11 protein-coding genes are annotated in these 14,841 nt (G+C 72.5%); 6 read left to right on the forward strand and 5 right to left on the reverse strand.

All coding sequences use genetic code 11. The features are described from left to right. Nucleotides 1-145: 145 nt before the first annotated feature. Nucleotides 146-799 (reverse strand): response regulator, encoded by a 654-nt coding sequence (locus IPL40_05320; GenBank protein ID MBK8480577.1) that lies wholly within the window; start codon nucleotides 797-799, stop codon nucleotides 146-148. A gap of 1,384 nt (nucleotides 800-2,183) precedes the next feature. On the opposite strand from IPL40_05320, the gene IPL40_05325 reads away from it, so the two are divergent. The 4 genes from IPL40_05325 to IPL40_05340 all read left to right on the forward strand — a co-directional run bounded on the left by IPL40_05325 (nucleotide 2,184) and on the right by IPL40_05340 (nucleotide 5,944). Next, entirely contained in the window at nucleotides 2,184-3,230 is a 1,047-nt protein-coding gene (locus tag IPL40_05325) for an ABC transporter ATP-binding protein (GenBank protein MBK8480578.1), read from the forward strand. After that, the gene (locus tag IPL40_05330) at nucleotides 3,190-3,978 is read left to right on the forward strand and encodes an ABC transporter permease (protein ID MBK8480579.1); all 789 of its coding nucleotides are present in this window, start codon (nucleotides 3,190-3,192) and stop codon (nucleotides 3,976-3,978) included. The genes IPL40_05325 and IPL40_05330 overlap by 41 nt, the downstream gene beginning before the upstream one ends. A gap of 26 nt (nucleotides 3,979-4,004) precedes the next feature. Next, nucleotides 4,005-4,628: a hypothetical protein gene (locus IPL40_05335; GenBank protein MBK8480580.1), complete on the forward strand. Its 624-nt coding sequence runs from the start codon at nucleotides 4,005-4,007 to the stop codon at nucleotides 4,626-4,628. A 314-nt stretch (nucleotides 4,629-4,942) separates the two neighbouring features. Continuing rightward, a complete protein-coding gene (locus IPL40_05340) occupies nucleotides 4,943-5,944 on the forward strand; it encodes an acyl-CoA desaturase (protein MBK8480581.1) in 1,002 nt (333 codons plus the stop codon). Here the strand turns inward: IPL40_05340 and IPL40_05345 are convergent. From IPL40_05345 to IPL40_05355, 3 genes are all read right to left on the reverse strand, one after another. Next, nucleotides 5,924-7,258 carry an aspartyl protease family protein gene (locus IPL40_05345; GenBank protein MBK8480582.1) on the reverse strand — a complete coding sequence of 445 codons (1,335 nt, stop codon included), beginning with the start codon at nucleotides 7,256-7,258 and terminating at the stop codon, nucleotides 5,924-5,926. The two genes, IPL40_05340 and IPL40_05345, sit on opposite strands and share 21 nt — an antisense overlap. 160 nt (nucleotides 7,259-7,418) lie before the next feature. After that, entirely contained in the window at nucleotides 7,419-8,678 is a 1,260-nt protein-coding gene (murA, locus tag IPL40_05350; protein ID MBK8480583.1) for a UDP-N-acetylglucosamine 1-carboxyvinyltransferase, read from the reverse strand. Between the two features lie 186 nt (nucleotides 8,679-8,864). Beyond that, a complete protein-coding gene (locus tag IPL40_05355) occupies nucleotides 8,865-9,407 on the reverse strand; it encodes a hypothetical protein (GenBank protein ID MBK8480584.1) in 543 nt (180 codons plus the stop codon). Between the two features lie 225 nt (nucleotides 9,408-9,632). Here IPL40_05355 and IPL40_05360 point away from each other — a divergent pair, with 225 nt between their 5' ends. Together IPL40_05360 and IPL40_05365 are read left to right on the forward strand one after the other, a co-directional pair. Then, nucleotides 9,633-10,838 (forward strand): acetyl-CoA C-acetyltransferase, encoded by a 1,206-nt coding sequence (locus IPL40_05360; protein ID MBK8480585.1) that lies wholly within the window; start codon nucleotides 9,633-9,635, stop codon nucleotides 10,836-10,838. After that, on the forward strand, nucleotides 10,838-13,117 hold the full coding sequence (locus IPL40_05365; GenBank protein MBK8480586.1) for an enoyl-CoA hydratase/isomerase family protein: 2,280 nt from the start codon (nucleotides 10,838-10,840) through the stop codon (nucleotides 13,115-13,117). Before IPL40_05360 ends, IPL40_05365 begins: the two co-directional genes overlap by 1 nt. Nucleotides 13,118-13,151: 34 nt before the next feature. On the opposite strand, the gene IPL40_05370 is transcribed toward IPL40_05365, so the two are convergent. Beyond that, nucleotides 13,152-14,822, reverse strand: a complete 1,671-nt coding sequence (locus IPL40_05370; GenBank protein ID MBK8480587.1) for a hypothetical protein — start codon at nucleotides 14,820-14,822, stop codon at nucleotides 13,152-13,154. Between the last annotated feature and the right edge of the window lie 19 nt (nucleotides 14,823-14,841).

Genomic DNA, 14,841 nt, shown 5'->3' on the forward strand with positions numbered 1-14,841 from the left:
GCGACCGCAGCGCATCCCCGGACGCCACACACCCAAGGGACGACGCCCGGGGACGGCGCGTTGAACGCCAGCTCGGGGGCCCGCGCGCGGAGTGCCTGCGGGGTGTCCCGCCGAAACTAACGTAGAGGGGAAGGCTCGGCGGCTGCTAGCACGAGAGGCCGGTCAGGCCGCGAACCTTGGCCACCAGATCGTCACTGGAGAAGGGCTTGCCGAGCGTGTCGTTGGCCCCCACCTCGGCGACCTTGGCAACGTCACAGCCGGTGACGCTGCCGTGCAGCAGGAGCACCGGGATTTTGCCAAGCTCGCTATCGGCCCGCAGGGTGCTGCAAATCGCATAGCCGTCGGGCCCGTCGAGCGTGAGGTCCGCGATCACCAGATCGGGCCGCAGCTCGCGGACGCGATCCTCCACGCCACGACCGTCAACCACGCTGACGACCTCGATCGACTCCCCCGCCAGGACCACCGAGACGATCCGGCGCATCGTCTTGCTGTCCTCGATCAGCAGCACGCGCTTCAGCGCGGGCGCCGCCGCCGGCGCCGCTGCCGCCGCTGGCGCTGCCGCCGCCGCTGCCCTGGCTGCTGGCGCTTCGGCGGCCGTTGAGACCGGTGCCAGCGGGTCCTCGAGGGCGACGTCGATGGCCGCAGACACGGAGACCTCGACGGCCTCGTCGGGCGGGGCCACCCCCGCAGCGACCCGTCCCGTGCCCGGCAAGGGCGCTGCTGGCGCGGGCCAGGCCAGCGGCGCGGGCGCCTTGGCCACGACCCGGCTCGGCGCCGGCACGGGCTCGCGCGCCAACATGGCCGCAACCTGGGAGCCCGACAGACTGCGCTGGACCGTGGGTTCCTCAGCCGAGCTCAGTTCGCTCGAGCTGTCCACTGCGGCGGCAGTGGCGCCCGCCTTGACAGCGTGCTTTCCGGTCGTGCTCCCCGGCGCCGCCAGAGTGACGGCCGGCGCGGGCCACGCCAGCGCCGCCTTCTCGCCACCAGCAGCTGGAGCAGCAGCTGGAGCAGGAGGGGCCGACGTCGCGCTCACAGCGGCCGGCGCGCTTGCCGGCGTCGACGCTGGCGGCGGAACGGGCGCCGCGTCCGGCTCCACGGGCGTCGGCGCCGCGCTCAGGGCCGGATGCGCAGGTGTCGTTCGCCGCGCCGCGCTCGCCGGGGTGGGTTCCGGCGTGGACGCGAGCGGCGGAGCCGGCGTCGGCGCGGGCGGCGGAACCGGCGTCGGCGCGGGCGGGGGAGCCGGCGTCGGCGCCGCACTCAGCGCCGGATGCGCCGGTGCCGTCGGCCTTGCCCCACTCGCCGGCGCGGAGAGTGGCGGGGCGGGGAAGGGCGCGGACGGGAAGGGCCTAGGGCGGGCGGCGGCGTCAGGCATGACCGCCGGCGCCCCGCCGGAGGGGACCCGACGTCCCTCGACGGCAGGCGTCGCCGGGTCCATCCCGACGGTGGTCGGCGCTGAAGGCGGCGCCGCGACGGGGACCTCGACGACAGTGGGCGCTGCCTCGCCGAGCGCGAAGGGCGGGGCTGGTGCCTCCGCGGGCTCAAAGGCCGGGACCGCGGGTTCGCCGGCCGGGACCGCCGCCGCAGCAGCTTCGGCTGGAGCAGCTTCGGCTGGGGCCGGTTCAGCTGGGGCCGCTTCGGCTGCGGCGCGGGGCGCTGGCCCCGGCGGCCGCAACCCGGGCGCCTCGCGCTCCTCCCGCAGCAAGTAGACCAGCAGCAGGAACGCGAGCACCGCGACCGCAAGGCCGACGATCAGGCGAAGGTTGAGCTGGCCGTCCAGCACGCTGGTGGCCAGGCCTAGCAGGGGAGCAGGAAGGCGAAGAGCCTCGGACGTGACGAGGGCAGTCATCAGGCGCAATCACTCCAGGGTCGAGGTTCCGGCAAGCATAGGCCAGCAGCGACGCCAAAGCAGCATTTTTGCGGATGCAGCCCTGATAGCCGACTCGGGTCTCGACGGCCGGTGTCGCGTCCCGAGGGCAGGGGGGAGGCCGACCCTCCAGCGGAGGGAGGTCTCGAGTCGCGCAAACCCTCAGCGCTCGGGGCGTCGCCAGATATCGGCGAGGGCATTGCTTCCAGCGGCCAGCCGCGCGAGAATGCGCGCGGGTTTCGTTCGGACCACGGCGGAAACGATGAACACTTCAGTGGATTCAGTGGTCGAGTCGACGGCGGGCGCGCTACGGGTCGGCATGCCCGCGACGGGGGCCGCCGAGACGGCGCCCGGGAGCGACCGGGGCACGCCAGCCCTGCGCACGCACAAGCTCGCCAAGACCTATGCGCTCGGGTTCTTCCGCAAGAAGGTCCAAGCGATTCGGGACGTCTCGCTGCGCGTCGAGCGCGGTGAGATTTTTGGCCTTTTGGGGCCTAACGGGGCCGGTAAGACCACCACGCTCAAGGTCCTGATGGGTTTGGTGCGACCGACCGCGGGGGTGGCCGAGCTGCTCGGCCGCCCGGCCGGTGATCCCGCAGCCAAGAGCCGCCTCGGTTACCTGCCCGAGTCGCCTTACTTCTATGACTACCTCTCAGGGCGCGAGCTGCTGGTCTTCGTCGCCGAGCTCTTTGGGCTACCGCGTCGCGAGAGCCGGCGCCGCGCGGACGCGCTCCTCGAGCAGGTCGGGCTGACGCAGGCGGCCAGGCTCCCGCTGCGCCGGTACAGCAAGGGCATGCTTCAGCGCGTGGGGCTCGCGCAGGCGTTGATCAACGATCCAGACCTCGTCGTGCTCGATGAGCCGCTCTCCGGCCTCGATCCGATCGGTCGCAAACAGATCCGCGAGCTGATCGCGCAGCTCGGCGCCAGCGGCAAGACCGTCGTCTTCTCGTCGCACGTGCTCTCCGATGTCGAGCTGCTGGCCCAGCGGGCAGCGATCCTCGTGGGCGGCCGAACCGTCGACAGCGGCGCGCTGCACCAGCTCGTGCAGGCCCGCGTCTTGAGCACCGAGGTGCTGATCGACCGTCCCTCGCGGGAGCTAGCGCGCGCGTTGGCCGGCGGCGCCTACGCGCCTGAGGCGATCGGCGAGACGGTGCGTGTGGTCATACCCGAGGGCGACGACGTGGGGGCGCTGGTCGACCTGGTACGCCGGCATCACGGGGCGCTGCTCGCCATCACCCCGCGCCGCGAATCGCTCGAGGATGTGGTGGTGAAGCGCGCGACCTTCCCGCTGGCCCCCTCAACCCCAGACGCGAGGAACCCCGCCGATGATGAAGACCCCAGCGATCGCCTTCAACACCTTCCGTGAGGCGATTCGCAACAAGGTGCTCTACAGCCTGCTCTTCTTCGCCGTGTTGGTGATCGTCTCGGCGCTGGCCTTCGGCGCGCTCTCCGTCCATGAGGAGGTGCGGCTGACGATGGATCTCGGCTTCGCCGGAATGAGCGCGTTCCTGGTGCTGATCGCCACCTTCCTTGGCGTCAACCTGGTCTACAAGGAGCTCGAGCGCAAGACGGTCTATGTGCTGATCCCCAAGCCGATTCACCGCTACCAGTTCGTGCTCGGTAAGTTCCTCGGCCTCGCGCTGACATTGATCGTGCTGCTCGCGCTGATGAGCGGCGTGCTGCTCGCGGTGTTGTGGCTGCAGGGTGCCGCGCTGGAACCGGCCCTGGCGATGCTGATCACGTTGATCCTGATCGAGGTGCTGGTGGTCACCGCCGTTGCGGTCTTCTTCTCCTCCTTCTCGACGCCGCTGCTCTCCGGGCTCTTCACCGTCGGCGTATTTCTGCTCGGCCGCAGCGTGCCCGATATTCGCGCCGTGGCGGACAAGCTCGATCAGCCCATGCTGCCCCTGCTGCTGCGGGGCGTGGCGCGCGTGGTCCCGAACCTGCGTCACTTCTACGTCACCGGCGCCGAGGTCGATGGACAGCACGTCGCCATCAGCGGCGCGTTCGTCGACTGGGGCTACGTCGGGTTGGCCGGCGGCTACGCGGCGATCTACCTCGTGGTCGTGCTGCTGCTGGCGATGGCGCTCTTCTCGCGGCGGGACCTGATCTGATGGCTTGGCTGCGCCACGAGCGACCGATGACGGTCGCGCTCGCGGCGATCGGACTCGTTGTGGCCCTGCTCTGCGGGCGGATGCTGCTAGGCGCGCGGCATGAGCTGCAGCGCGCCCGGGCGGCGGCGGCGCGGGCGGAAGGCGAAGTTGCGCGGCTGCACCTGCGACGTGCGCTCGCCTACTACCTTCCCGGCAACCCCTGGATCGCGCAGGCCGCGAGCGCGCTGCAGCAGCAGGCCGAGCGCGAGGAGCGCAGGGGCCATCGGGCCGAAGCGCTGCAGAGCTGGCGCACCTTGCGCGGGGCGCTCCTGTCCCTCCGCGGCGCGTACCAGCCCTTCGCCGAGCGCCTGCCGACGATCGACGCGCGGGTCGCCGCCCTGACGGCGGTGCAGGCCGATACGGCAGCCGGCTGGCGCGGCGCCGCTGGCCGCGCGCGCCTCCGCACCCGGCTGGCGCAGCCGCGCGATCCGCGCCCCGCGTGGGTCGCCACCGCACTGCTCGGGTTCGTGCTGTGGACGGGCGGTACCCTGACGCTGCTGCTGGTGGGGCTGACCCCGCGCCTCGAGTGGGTCCCAGGACGCGGACGCGCGCTGCTGCTGGTCGTGGCGGTCGGCCTGGCGCTCTTCTGCGCTGGACTCGCGCTTGCCTGAGCCGGTGCCACGGGCGGCGATCGCCCGCCGGCGGCACCATGCCGGTTAAAAATCGGCGAGCGATTGGCCGCGCCCCGGGCCGAGGAATGCGCTAGCCTGAGAGGTAATCGATGGATCAGCTCGACACACTCACGCCACTAGCCGCGGGCGCTGCGCTCGACCTGCACGCGCCGGCCAAGGCCCCACGCGGCCCCGCGGACCGGTCCGATAGGTTTCAGTTCGCCAGCGACACGGTCGGCTTTCACGCGGAGCTCCGGCGCCGCGTCGTCGCGTACTTCGAACACAACGGCCTGGCGCAAAACGACAGCCCGTGGATGTACCTCAAGTCGGTCATCCTCCTGCTCTGGTTCGGCGCGTCCTACGCCGGGCTCGTCTTTGGCGCCAAGACCGGCTGGCAGGCCGTGCTGCTCGGGTTTTCGCTCGCGCTGGCGATGGCCGGCATCTCCTTTGCCGTACAGCACGACGCCAACCACGGCGCCTATTCCAAGCACTCCGCGGTCAACCGACTGATGGGGCTGACACTCGACCTGCTCGGCGCGAGCTCCTACATCTGGCAGTGGAAGCACAACATCGCGCACCACACCTACACCGGCTTGAACGGAGCGGACAGCGACATCGATGTCCCCTTCGGACGACTCTCGCCAGCGCAGCCGTACCAGCCGCTGCATCGCTTCCAGCATGTCTATCTCTGGCCGATCTACGGCTTCTTCGTCGCGAACTGGCAGCTCGTCCAGGACTTCCGGCAGCTCGCCGAGGCGCGCATTGCCACCAATCGCTTTCCGCGGCCGCGGCGCTGGCGCTTGGTGGAGCTGGTGGGTGGCAAGCTCGTCTTCTTCGGCTGGGCTCTCGTGCTGCCGGCCTGCCTGCACCCCTGGTGGACCGTGCTCCTCGGCTACGCCGCGATCGCCGCGCTGCTCAGCTTCGTCCTCGTGCTCGTCTTTCAGCTCGCCCATAGCGTCGAGGAGGCTTCACTGCCTCCGCTGGCGCCGGGCACGCGCCAGGTGCCGCGCTCCTGGGCCGTGCACCAGGTCCAGGCGACGGTCGACTTCGCGCGCGGCAATCGCCTGCTCGGCTGGTACCTCGGCGGCCTGAACTTCCAGATCGAACACCACCTCTTCCCGCGGGTCTGCCACGTCCATTACCCACGCATCGCCGGCATCGTCGAGCAGACCTGCAGGGAGTTCGGCGTGCGCTACGTCGCCAACGACACCTTCTTCGGCGCCCTCGCCTCACACTGGCGTTGGCTGCGGCGGATGGGCCGGCCACCTGAGGCGGCGACGCCCGCGCTGGACGCCTCACCAGGCGGCGCGGCGTAGCTCGAGCGTCGCGACCTGGTCGGCAGCGCCGACCAATGGCGCCTCGATCCGCGCGGCGACGCGGCCCCCCGCGGGCACCTCGGCCAGGCGCGCCTGCGGCACCCCCGCAAACCCAGCGCCGCGACCGCCGCGCAGCTCGGCGCCCACGACCACGTCGCGCAGCGGGCGCGGACTACGATTCTCGACGCTGAAGTGAATCGTCAACAACGCCCCCCGGCGTTCGCTGCGAGTCTCGACGAAGGCGACGAAGGGCTCGATCTCGCTCAACGCCGCGGCTGGCCGCAGCGCCCGCGGCTGCAGCACGAGCTCGCCTTGCTGCGCGTCCAAGGTCACGACAAAGTGGCGCGCGAAGTTCAGGCCCAGCAGTCCGGCGGTTCCCGCGCCCCCGCAGTCCTCGCAGAGCCCCACGGTCACACCACCGCCGACCTGCGCCGCGCCCACGGCGACGCTCTCGATCACGGCCAACGCGCGACGAACACGCCCGCTCGCGGTGCTGGTTTCCGTCGTCACCGCGCTCGCGGGAACCCCGAGCCGCGCCAGCGTGGCAGCGTGGAGGGTGGTGAAGGTGGCCCCGGTGTCGAAGACCAGCTTCGTGGCCAGCGGCCCCCCGGCCCCACCCAGCACCACCGGGACGACGATCGCGTCGCCGCGCTGCTCGATCTTGATACGCACAGCGGCGCCGCCGGCGCCGGCGCCAGCGCCAGCGCCAATCGAGGAAGCCGCGGAGGAACTTGCGGCGGGGTCGCCCGTCAAGGCCTCCGCCGCCTCGACCGGCGCCCCATGCCCTGTGGCACGCGCACCCGCCAGCGGGCTGACCCGCGCGGCAGCGCCTGCACCCTCCGGGCGCCGCAGCGGACGGTCGCGGCTCAGCGCCCGCGTCGAGAGCACCGAGGCCGAGCGCCCCTCGAGCGCGTCCGGCGTACGCCAGCTCCGCACCAACCAGATCGCCGTCAGGACGAGCGCAAACAACACACCGTACTCGGCAAGAACCACGAGGCGGGCCCGCCAGGCCGCGCGGCGCGCCTTCCGCAGCGCCGCGAGCTCCTCCTCGCTGCGATAGGGCGAGCTCGGATCGATCGCGGCGAGCGGGGCCGCCTTCGGCCGCGGCTTGACCGCCTCGTAGAGATCCGTCGGCGCGTCGTCGCGCGCTTCGGCCTTCGCGGGTGCGGCGCCAGCGCCGGGCGCGCTGGGTGGGGCCACCGGCGCGGCAGCACGGTCGACCAGCGCGAGCAGCTGGTCGAGGTCGGGCGGCGCCGCAGCGCTATCAGTCGCCTCTAGCGACCGATCAGACCGCTCATCATCAGCGTGCGCCATCGGCTCGTCACCGTCCTCGCCAGATCAACGGACTGCTTGCATTCCCACGATTGTAGGACCGTCGGGCGCTGACGGCCAAGCGCGCGGCGTGGCGCCTACAGCAAGCGGAGCCCCGCCTCGCTCAGGCGGCGCCCGGGCCCCGCGTCGCCTCCAGTGCCTGTCAGCGTTCGCGCACGCGGCGCACCTGAGCGCCGAGCCCTCGTAGCTTGCGCTCGATGCGTTCGTAGCCGCGATCGAGGTGATAAACGCGGCGCACGCGCGTTGACGTCCCCGGCTGCGCGGCGAGGCCCGCCAACACCAGCGCGGCGGAGGCCCGCAGATCGGAGGCCATCACCGTCGTCCCGGCAAAGCGCGTCGGCCCGCGCACGATCGCCGTCCGACCCTCGATGTGGATCTGCGCGTTCATGCGCGCCAGCTCCGGCACATGCATGAAGCGGTTCTCGAAGATCGTCTCCGTGATCACGCTCTGCCCCTCTGCCAGTGCGGCGAGGACCATGAACTGGGCCTGCAGGTCGGTCGGAAAGCCCGGATGTGGATGCGTCGAGAGCTCGATCGGCCGATAGGGCCCGCCACCCCTGACGCGCACGCCGCCCGCCACGGGCTGCACGCTGACGCCCGCCGCGACGAGCTGCGCGATCGCCGCACCGAGATGCTCCGGCATGCAGCCGCGCAGCACCACATCGCCACCGGTGACGGCGGCGCCGACCATGAAGGTCCCCGCCTCGATGCGGTCGGGCATGATCGCGTGCTCAACTGGATGCAGCTCCTCGACGCCCTCGACGCTGATCACCGCCGTGCCCGCACCGTGGACCCGCGCGCCCATCTTGTTGAGCACGCAGGCGAGCTCCTCGACCTCCGGCTCGCGCGCGGCGTTCTCGATCGTGCTGCGCCCACGCGCCAGCGTTGCGGCCATCATCAGGTTCATCGTGCCGGTCACGGTCACCATGTCGCAGGTGATTTCAGCCCCGTGGAGCCGCCGGCAGCGGGCCTCGATGTAGCCTTGATCGAGGGTGATCTTGGCCCCCATCCGCTCGAGGCCCTTGAGGTGCTGATCGACCGGCCGCGCGCCGATGGCGCAGCCACCGGGCAGCGAGACCCGCGCCTGCCCGTAGCGCGCCAAAAGGGGCCCGAGCACCAGAATCGACGCCCGCATCGTTCGCACGAGATCGTAGGCGGCCTCCGGTCGATTGAGGCTGGCGGCGTCTATTTGCAGGACCCGCGTGCCGGCCACCCCCGCGCCCATCGAGGCCAAGACCTGCCCCATGGTCTGCACATCGCGCAGCACCGGCACGTTGCGCAGCGTCGTGCGGCCGCTCGCCAGGATTGCCGAGGCGATCAGCGGCAGCGCTGCGTTCTTCGCGCCGCTGATCAGCACCTCGCCGACCAGGGGCGTCCCGCCACGAACCACTAGCGCATCCATCGGTGCTCTAATCCCTCATCACCGGGGCTCAACCGTGACCGCCCGTCGTCGCGGCCGCTGCCACCGCCGCGGGCCCACGATAGCGACGATGCGCTCAAAGGATCGGGAGGGCAACCACCAGGCCGCGCAGCGGGCCATGGCGGACGGGCACAGGCCGCAGCGTCCGCGGCGCCGAGGGCCGCCGCTTCAGCGCACCTCTGGATGCAGACGCAGGATGGTCGAGGGGACCAGGGGCGTCAGCGGCTCTGGCACGAAGCGCGCCCGCTGCGGCCCCCCGAGCGTCAGCGCGCCGGCACCCCGCGTCGGCGGCGCGGTCAAGAGCTCGGGCGGGGTCGCCGACGGGGCGAGACCTTCGGTCGCCGGTGCCGGCGGCAACGCAGGTCCCTCGGCGGCTCGCCGCTTGGGCCCCGGAGCGTCGCCGCCCTTCGGCGCGACGGCCCCCCGCTTTCCGCCCGGCTGCGACCCACGTGCGGCCCGTGAGGGCGGCGTGGGCTCGCTGGGACGCGGCTGCTCGACCGCGGTCGCCCCCGTCGGCGGCAGCGAACGCTGCCCTGTCGCGCGCTCCGCGGCGGTCCCGGCGCGACCGGGCAGGACGGCGGGGAGAGGCAGCGTGTCTCGGTCCCTGGTGCTCGTGAGGAGGGCCGGCAGGTCGAAGCTAAAGGCTGAAGCTGGCCGGTCGCCGCTGATCAGCGCGACCGAGGCCAAGGCCACCGCAAGCAGGGTTTTCATGGTGCCACCCGCCTTGCCCGTCCAGGTCCAGCGCCGTCGCGCCGGACACCCACATCGACCCCAAGAGCGAATCAATAACCTCTAACAGAGCAGCATCGTCTACGTCTGACTACATGTCAACCTCTAATCATGCGACCGATAGCCGGCGGTCCCCGGCGGCCCAATCGGCCTGGCCGGGTTAGTATAAACGCCATTACCCAGGGGGGCGGACGTCCCGGAGGGAGCATGGGCGAAGCGTACATCTTCGATGCCGTCCGCACGCCGCGCGGCCTCGGCAAGAGTCGCGGCGCGCTCTACACCGTGCGGCCCGTCGAGCTCCTGGCGACCGCGCTCCGTGCCATCACCGCGCGCAACGCCCTCGACAGCGCCCTGATCGAGGACGTGATCATCGGCTGCGTGACGCAGACCGAGGAGCAGGGCGCCTGCATCGCGCGCTGGGCCGTGCTGGAGGCGGGCTACGATCAGCGCGTGCCGGGCGTCACCGTGCACCGCTACTGCGCGTCGGGGCTGGAGGCCATCAATCAGGCCGCGGCGCGGGTCGCGGCGGGTTACGCCGAGCTGCTGGTCGCCGGCGGGGTTGAGAGCATGTCGCGCGTGCGGATGGGCGCGGACGGCGGCGCGCAATACGACCCCGCGCTGCAGTGGGCGGTCGGCTCCGTGCCCCAAGGCATCGCCGCCGACCTGCTCGCCACGCTCCGCGGGCTCAGCCGCGGCGACGTCGACCGCTTCGCGCTGCAGAGCCAGCAGCGCGCCGCCGCCGCGCGCGACGCGGGGCGCTTCAACCGCAGCCTCGTCCCCGTCTGCGACCTCAACGGCCTGCCGCTGCTCGAGCACGACGAGCACCTGCGGCCCGAGACGACGCTCGAGCGACTCGCGCAGCTCAAACCGGCCTTCGCCGCGCTCGGCCGCCACGGGGCCCTCGACGCGCTGACGCGCCGCGCCTATCCGCAGCTCGAGGCGATCGACCACGTGCATACGGCCGGCAACGCCTCGGGTATCGTCGACGGCGCAGCCGCCGTGCTGATCGGCAGCCGCGCCCGCGGTGAGGCGCTCGGCCTGCGCCCCCGCGCGCGCATCGTCAGCGCCGTCAGCGTCGGCGATGACCCAGTGCTGATGCTCTGGGGGCCGGTGCCCGCCACGCGAATGGCGCTCGCGCGCGCCGGGCTGGCGCTCGAGGACATCGATCTCTTCGAGGTCAACGAGGCCTTCGCGGCCGTGCCGCTGGCCTACGCTCAGGAGTTCGGCCTCGACCTCGCCCGCATCAACGTCGACGGTGGATCGATCGCGCTCGGCCATCCGCTCGGCGCCACGGGCGCGATCCTGCTCGGCACGCTGCTCGAGGCGCTCGAGACGCGCGGCCTGCAGCGCGGCCTCGTCACCCTTTGCATCGGCGGTGGCATGGGCACCGCCACCGTCATCGAGCGCGTCTGATGGCGACGATGCCACCACCCACCGGCCCGGTCGTCGGGACCTTCGACCCGCTGCAGGGGCTCGCCACCTTGCGGCTGGGCGCCCCGGATAGCGCCAACGTCCTCGACGATACGCTGGCGAGCGCACTGCTCGCGGCCGTGGCCTGGGCCCGCGCCCTGCCGGAGCTGCGTGGGGTCCTCGTCAGCTCGGCGCACGAGGCGTTCTGTAGCGGGCCCGACCCCGAGCGCTGGCTCGCTTGGCCCGACAGCACCGCGCTGCTGGCCCACGTGCGCCGCGTGCAAGGGGGGCTGCGCGGGCTCGAGACCTGCGGCGTGCCGGTGGTCGCGGTGCTCGCTGGCGCGGTCAGCGATGGCGGCCTCGAGCTGGCGCTGGCCTGTCATCGGCGCGTCGCCGTCGACGACGCACGGCTCCGCCTCGAGCTACCGGCGCTCGCCCTCGGCCTGCTACCGGCGGGCGGGGCGACGCAGCGACTCCCGCGCCTGCTCGGGCTGACGGCCGCGCTCGAGCTGCTGCGCCCCGCCCCGCTGCGCGGCGCGGCAGCCCTGCGCGCCGGGCTGATCGACGCGCTCTACCCCGACCAGGCGACGGCGCTCGCCGAGGCCAGGCGCTGGCTCACCACGCGCCCCGACCCGGCGCAGCCCTACGACCGACCGGGCTGGGTCTTTCCGCCCCCGGCACCGCGAAGCGCCGCAGCGCGCGAGCTCTTCCTCAGCGCGGCCGGCGCGCTGCACGCGCGCACGGCGGGCTCGCAACCAGCCCCCGAGCTGCTGCTCCGTGCGCTCCACGAGGGCGCTGGCCTCGAGCTCGACCGCGCCCTCGAGGTCGAGGCGCGCCTGGCCGTCCACGCCGCCCGCAGCGTCACCACCGCCGCCCTGATTCGCATGCTCTGGCAACACCGCCGGGCGGCCGACGCGCTGGCGCGTGAGGGCGCGAGCGTCGCCGGCGCTGCAAGCGTCGCCGGCGCTGCCGGCGTTTCGGCGCGCTCGGGGTTCTCAGCGGGCGAAGGCGCGCGACCGCGGGTTGGGATTGTCGGCGCGGGGCTGATGGGCGCGGACCTCGCCCTCCACTGCGCCACCCGCGGCTGCGACGTGGTGCTGCGCGACATCGACGCGGCCGCGCTCGAAAGCGCGCGCGCGCGCTGGGCGGGGCGGGGCGACGCCCGGGACGCGGCGGCAGCCGACCCGCGCGGCGCGGCAGGCCACGCCGCGGCGCTGGCGCGCATCACGCTCACGCTGGGGCTCGAGCCCCTGGCGGGCTGCGAGGTGCTGATCGAGGCCGTCGACGAGACGCTGGCGCTGAAGCGGCGGGTGCTCGCCGAGACCGAGCCACTGCTGGCCCCGGCAGGGCTTTGGGCGAGCAACACCTCGGCCCTCCCCTTGAGCGCCATCGCAGCCGATGCGCGCGATCCCGCGCGCGTGATCGGCCTGCATTTCTTTTCGCCGGTGGCGCGGATGCCGCTGCTCGAGATCGTGCGCGGGGCGCAGACCTCGGCGGTTACCGTGGCGCGCGCGCTAGCCCTCGCCGCGACGCTGGGCAAGACGCCGATCGTCGTCGGCGACGGCTACGGCTTCTACACCACGCGCGTCTTCCTGGCCTATGTCGTCGAGGGCGCGGCGCTGGTCGCCGCGGGCCACGCGCCGGCGCTCGTCGAGTGGGCCGCGCGCCACGCCGGCATGGCCGTCGGCCCGCTGCAGGTCGCCGACGAGGTCGGCCTCGTGCTGGCGCGGAAGATCCTGACGGGGGCGCAAGAGCAGCTCGCCTGGCCGCGCGATGGTGCGGGGGCGCGGCTGCTCGCGACGCTGGTCGAGACGCATGGCCGCCGCGGTCGCGCGACAGGCGCCGGCTACTACGACTACGCCGCCGCAGCCGGCGGCGGCTGGCGACGGCGCGGGCTCTGGCCCGGCCTCGCCGCCTGCGCCGCGCCGCGCCCGTCCGGGGTGCTCCCGCCGGTCGCGCACGCGAGCGCCGCAGAACTGGGGCAGCGCCTGCTCCTGGCCCAAAGCGTCGAGGCTGTGCATGCGCTGGCCGCGGGCGTGATCCACCAGGCGCGCGACGCCGACCTCGGCGCCCTGCTCGGCCTGGGCTTCGCACCCGGCACGGGCGGACCGTTGGCCTATCTCGATCAGCTCGGCCTGGCCGCCGCCTGCGCCAAGCTCGACGCCCTGGTGGCGCAAGGTGTCGGGGTCGCGCCAGGCGAGTCGCGCTTCGCGCCGCCGCCGCTGCTGCGCGAGCTGGCCGCACGGGGTGAGCGATTCTATCCCGCGGGTGTCGCGCCCTGACTGCCCGGCAGTGGCCTGCGGCGCCCCGCGCGCGCTACTGCGGCCGGCGCCGGCGCGCGCGGCGCGCGCCCTTCTCGTGCGGCATCGGTAGCAGGTAGGGCGTGTACTGGCGCTGGTCGCTCGCCTGCAGCTCGAGGTTCGAGAGCAGCACGGCCGGGCTCGTCGTCGAGACGGGGACCACGCCCGACTCCGCACCGCAGAAGGCGTTCTCGCAGCGCGGCGTGTCGCCGACCGCGATCACGTTGCGCAGCGCCGAGAGCGGCGTGCCGACGAAGGTGATGTTGTGGATCAGATTCTCGCGCCCGTCGGCCCAGACCTGCACCGCCAGCGCGACCTGGCCCATGAAGGCCTGAAAGTCGTACGAGTCGGTCGCCGTCTCGCCGCCCTCGGCGTCGAGAATCATGATGCCGAAGGGCTGGCGCAGGCGCCGGATCGCCTCGAGGAAGCGCTGCTTCAGCGCGGCATGCGACATCCCGCCTTCGGCCTGCACCACCAGGTTGGCCATGCGACTGATCGGCCGCTCGTGGTACTCGCCGCGCGCGTGGCCGTTGCCGCGCAGCCGCGCCCGAGTCACCGGCGCCCGCCCGCTGAGGAAGTTCACCAGGCGCCCGCGGTCGACGAGCAGGGCGCGCTGGGCGGGTGAGCCCTCGTCGTCGTAGCGGTAGTGGCCGACCGCGCGCGTGCCGGCGATACGCTCTGCCGTCGGATCGTCGAAGACGCTGAGGAACTCGGGCACGATGCGCTTGCCGAGATCGCGGGCGAAGGTCTGACCCTCGCGCGTCGAGAGCAGGCGACTGCCCTCCAGTCGGTGCCCGAGCACCTCATGAAAGAGGATGCCCGCCGGGCCCGGGGCCAGCAGCACGGGCCCCGCGTACGACTTCAGCGTCGGCGCCTGACTGAGCTGGCGCAGCAGGCGCACACGCTCGCGGATCTGCGCGATGAAGGGTCGCAGCGCCGGGAGATCGTCGAGCGTCGGTGTGACGTAGAGCACGCGCGTCGAGACGACCTCGCCACACGGGCTGAGCAGCCACAGATCACAGCTCAGCTCGCAGACGCGGCTCTGATCGGCGAGGCGCGAGCCCTCGGTGTTGACGAAGAGCCGCGAGACGTCGCGAATGCGCACCTCGACCCAGGAGTTCTTCACCTCGGGACAGCGCTTGACCACGCGCGAGGCGCGCTCGACGTAGTCCTTCCAGTAGGCGAGGTCCGGCGGCCGCGCGCGGTGGAAGCGCTCGTCGACGATCGGCTCGGCGCGCACGAAGGACGGTAGATCGCGGTTGGCGTCGACGTAGGTGATGTGGTGCGACTTCTTGTTCAGGTACTGCCGCACGGCCTCGCGGTAGCGGCTGTCGGTCAGCTTCCAGAGGTGGAACTTGAGCGCATCGACGTCGTTGCCGATCGGCATCTCGACGTGCTCGTAGCTCTCACTCTCGGCGTCGTGGTCGTCGAGGCCACCCTCGGTCACCTGATCGAAGCGATGCGATCCCACGCGCACGTCGCAGAAGACGTTGCGGGCGTCCTGCACGCTGCTCTGGTTGATGTTGCCCAGGCGGCCCCAGAGCACCGTCAGATGGATGTCGCGCAGCAGATAGCTGATGTAGCAGGGCCGCGGATAGGACGGCACGCGCAGGTGCCGTCGCTGCCGCTCGCACTCCTCCTGCATCGCCGTGAGAAAACGTCGGGCCGCGCGTGGATCGAGAGCCATCAGAAACCCGCCATCAGCG

Source organism: Pseudomonadota bacterium (genome assembly GCA_016711215.1).
In the GTDB taxonomy this organism is placed as follows: domain Bacteria; phylum Myxococcota_A; class Polyangia.

Bases quoted from the DNA above. Each gene is read 5' to 3' on its own strand.
- IPL40_05320 (MBK8480577.1), bottom strand. From the start codon at position 799: ATGTTGGCGCGCGAGCCCGTGCCGGCGCCGAGCCGGGTCGTGGCCAAG.
- IPL40_05325 (MBK8480578.1), top strand. From the start codon at position 2,184: ATGCCCGCGACGGGGGCCGCCGAGACGGCGCCCGGGAGCGACCGGGGC.
- IPL40_05330 (MBK8480579.1), top strand. From the start codon at position 3,190: ATGATGAAGACCCCAGCGATCGCCTTCAACACCTTCCGTGAGGCGATT.
- IPL40_05335 (MBK8480580.1), top strand. From the start codon at position 4,005: ATGACGGTCGCGCTCGCGGCGATCGGACTCGTTGTGGCCCTGCTCTGC.
- IPL40_05340 (MBK8480581.1), top strand. From the start codon at position 4,943: ATGTACCTCAAGTCGGTCATCCTCCTGCTCTGGTTCGGCGCGTCCTAC.
- IPL40_05345 (MBK8480582.1), bottom strand. From the start codon at position 7,258: ATGGCGCACGCTGATGATGAGCGGTCTGATCGGTCGCTAGAGGCGACT.
- murA (MBK8480583.1), bottom strand. From the start codon at position 8,678: ATGGATGCGCTAGTGGTTCGTGGCGGGACGCCCCTGGTCGGCGAGGTG.
- IPL40_05355 (MBK8480584.1), bottom strand. From the start codon at position 9,407: ATGAAAACCCTGCTTGCGGTGGCCTTGGCCTCGGTCGCGCTGATCAGC.
- IPL40_05360 (MBK8480585.1), top strand. From the start codon at position 9,633: ATGGGCGAAGCGTACATCTTCGATGCCGTCCGCACGCCGCGCGGCCTC.
- IPL40_05365 (MBK8480586.1), top strand. From the start codon at position 10,838: ATGGCGACGATGCCACCACCCACCGGCCCGGTCGTCGGGACCTTCGAC.
- IPL40_05370 (MBK8480587.1), bottom strand. From the start codon at position 14,822: ATGGCTCTCGATCCACGCGCGGCCCGACGTTTTCTCACGGCGATGCAG.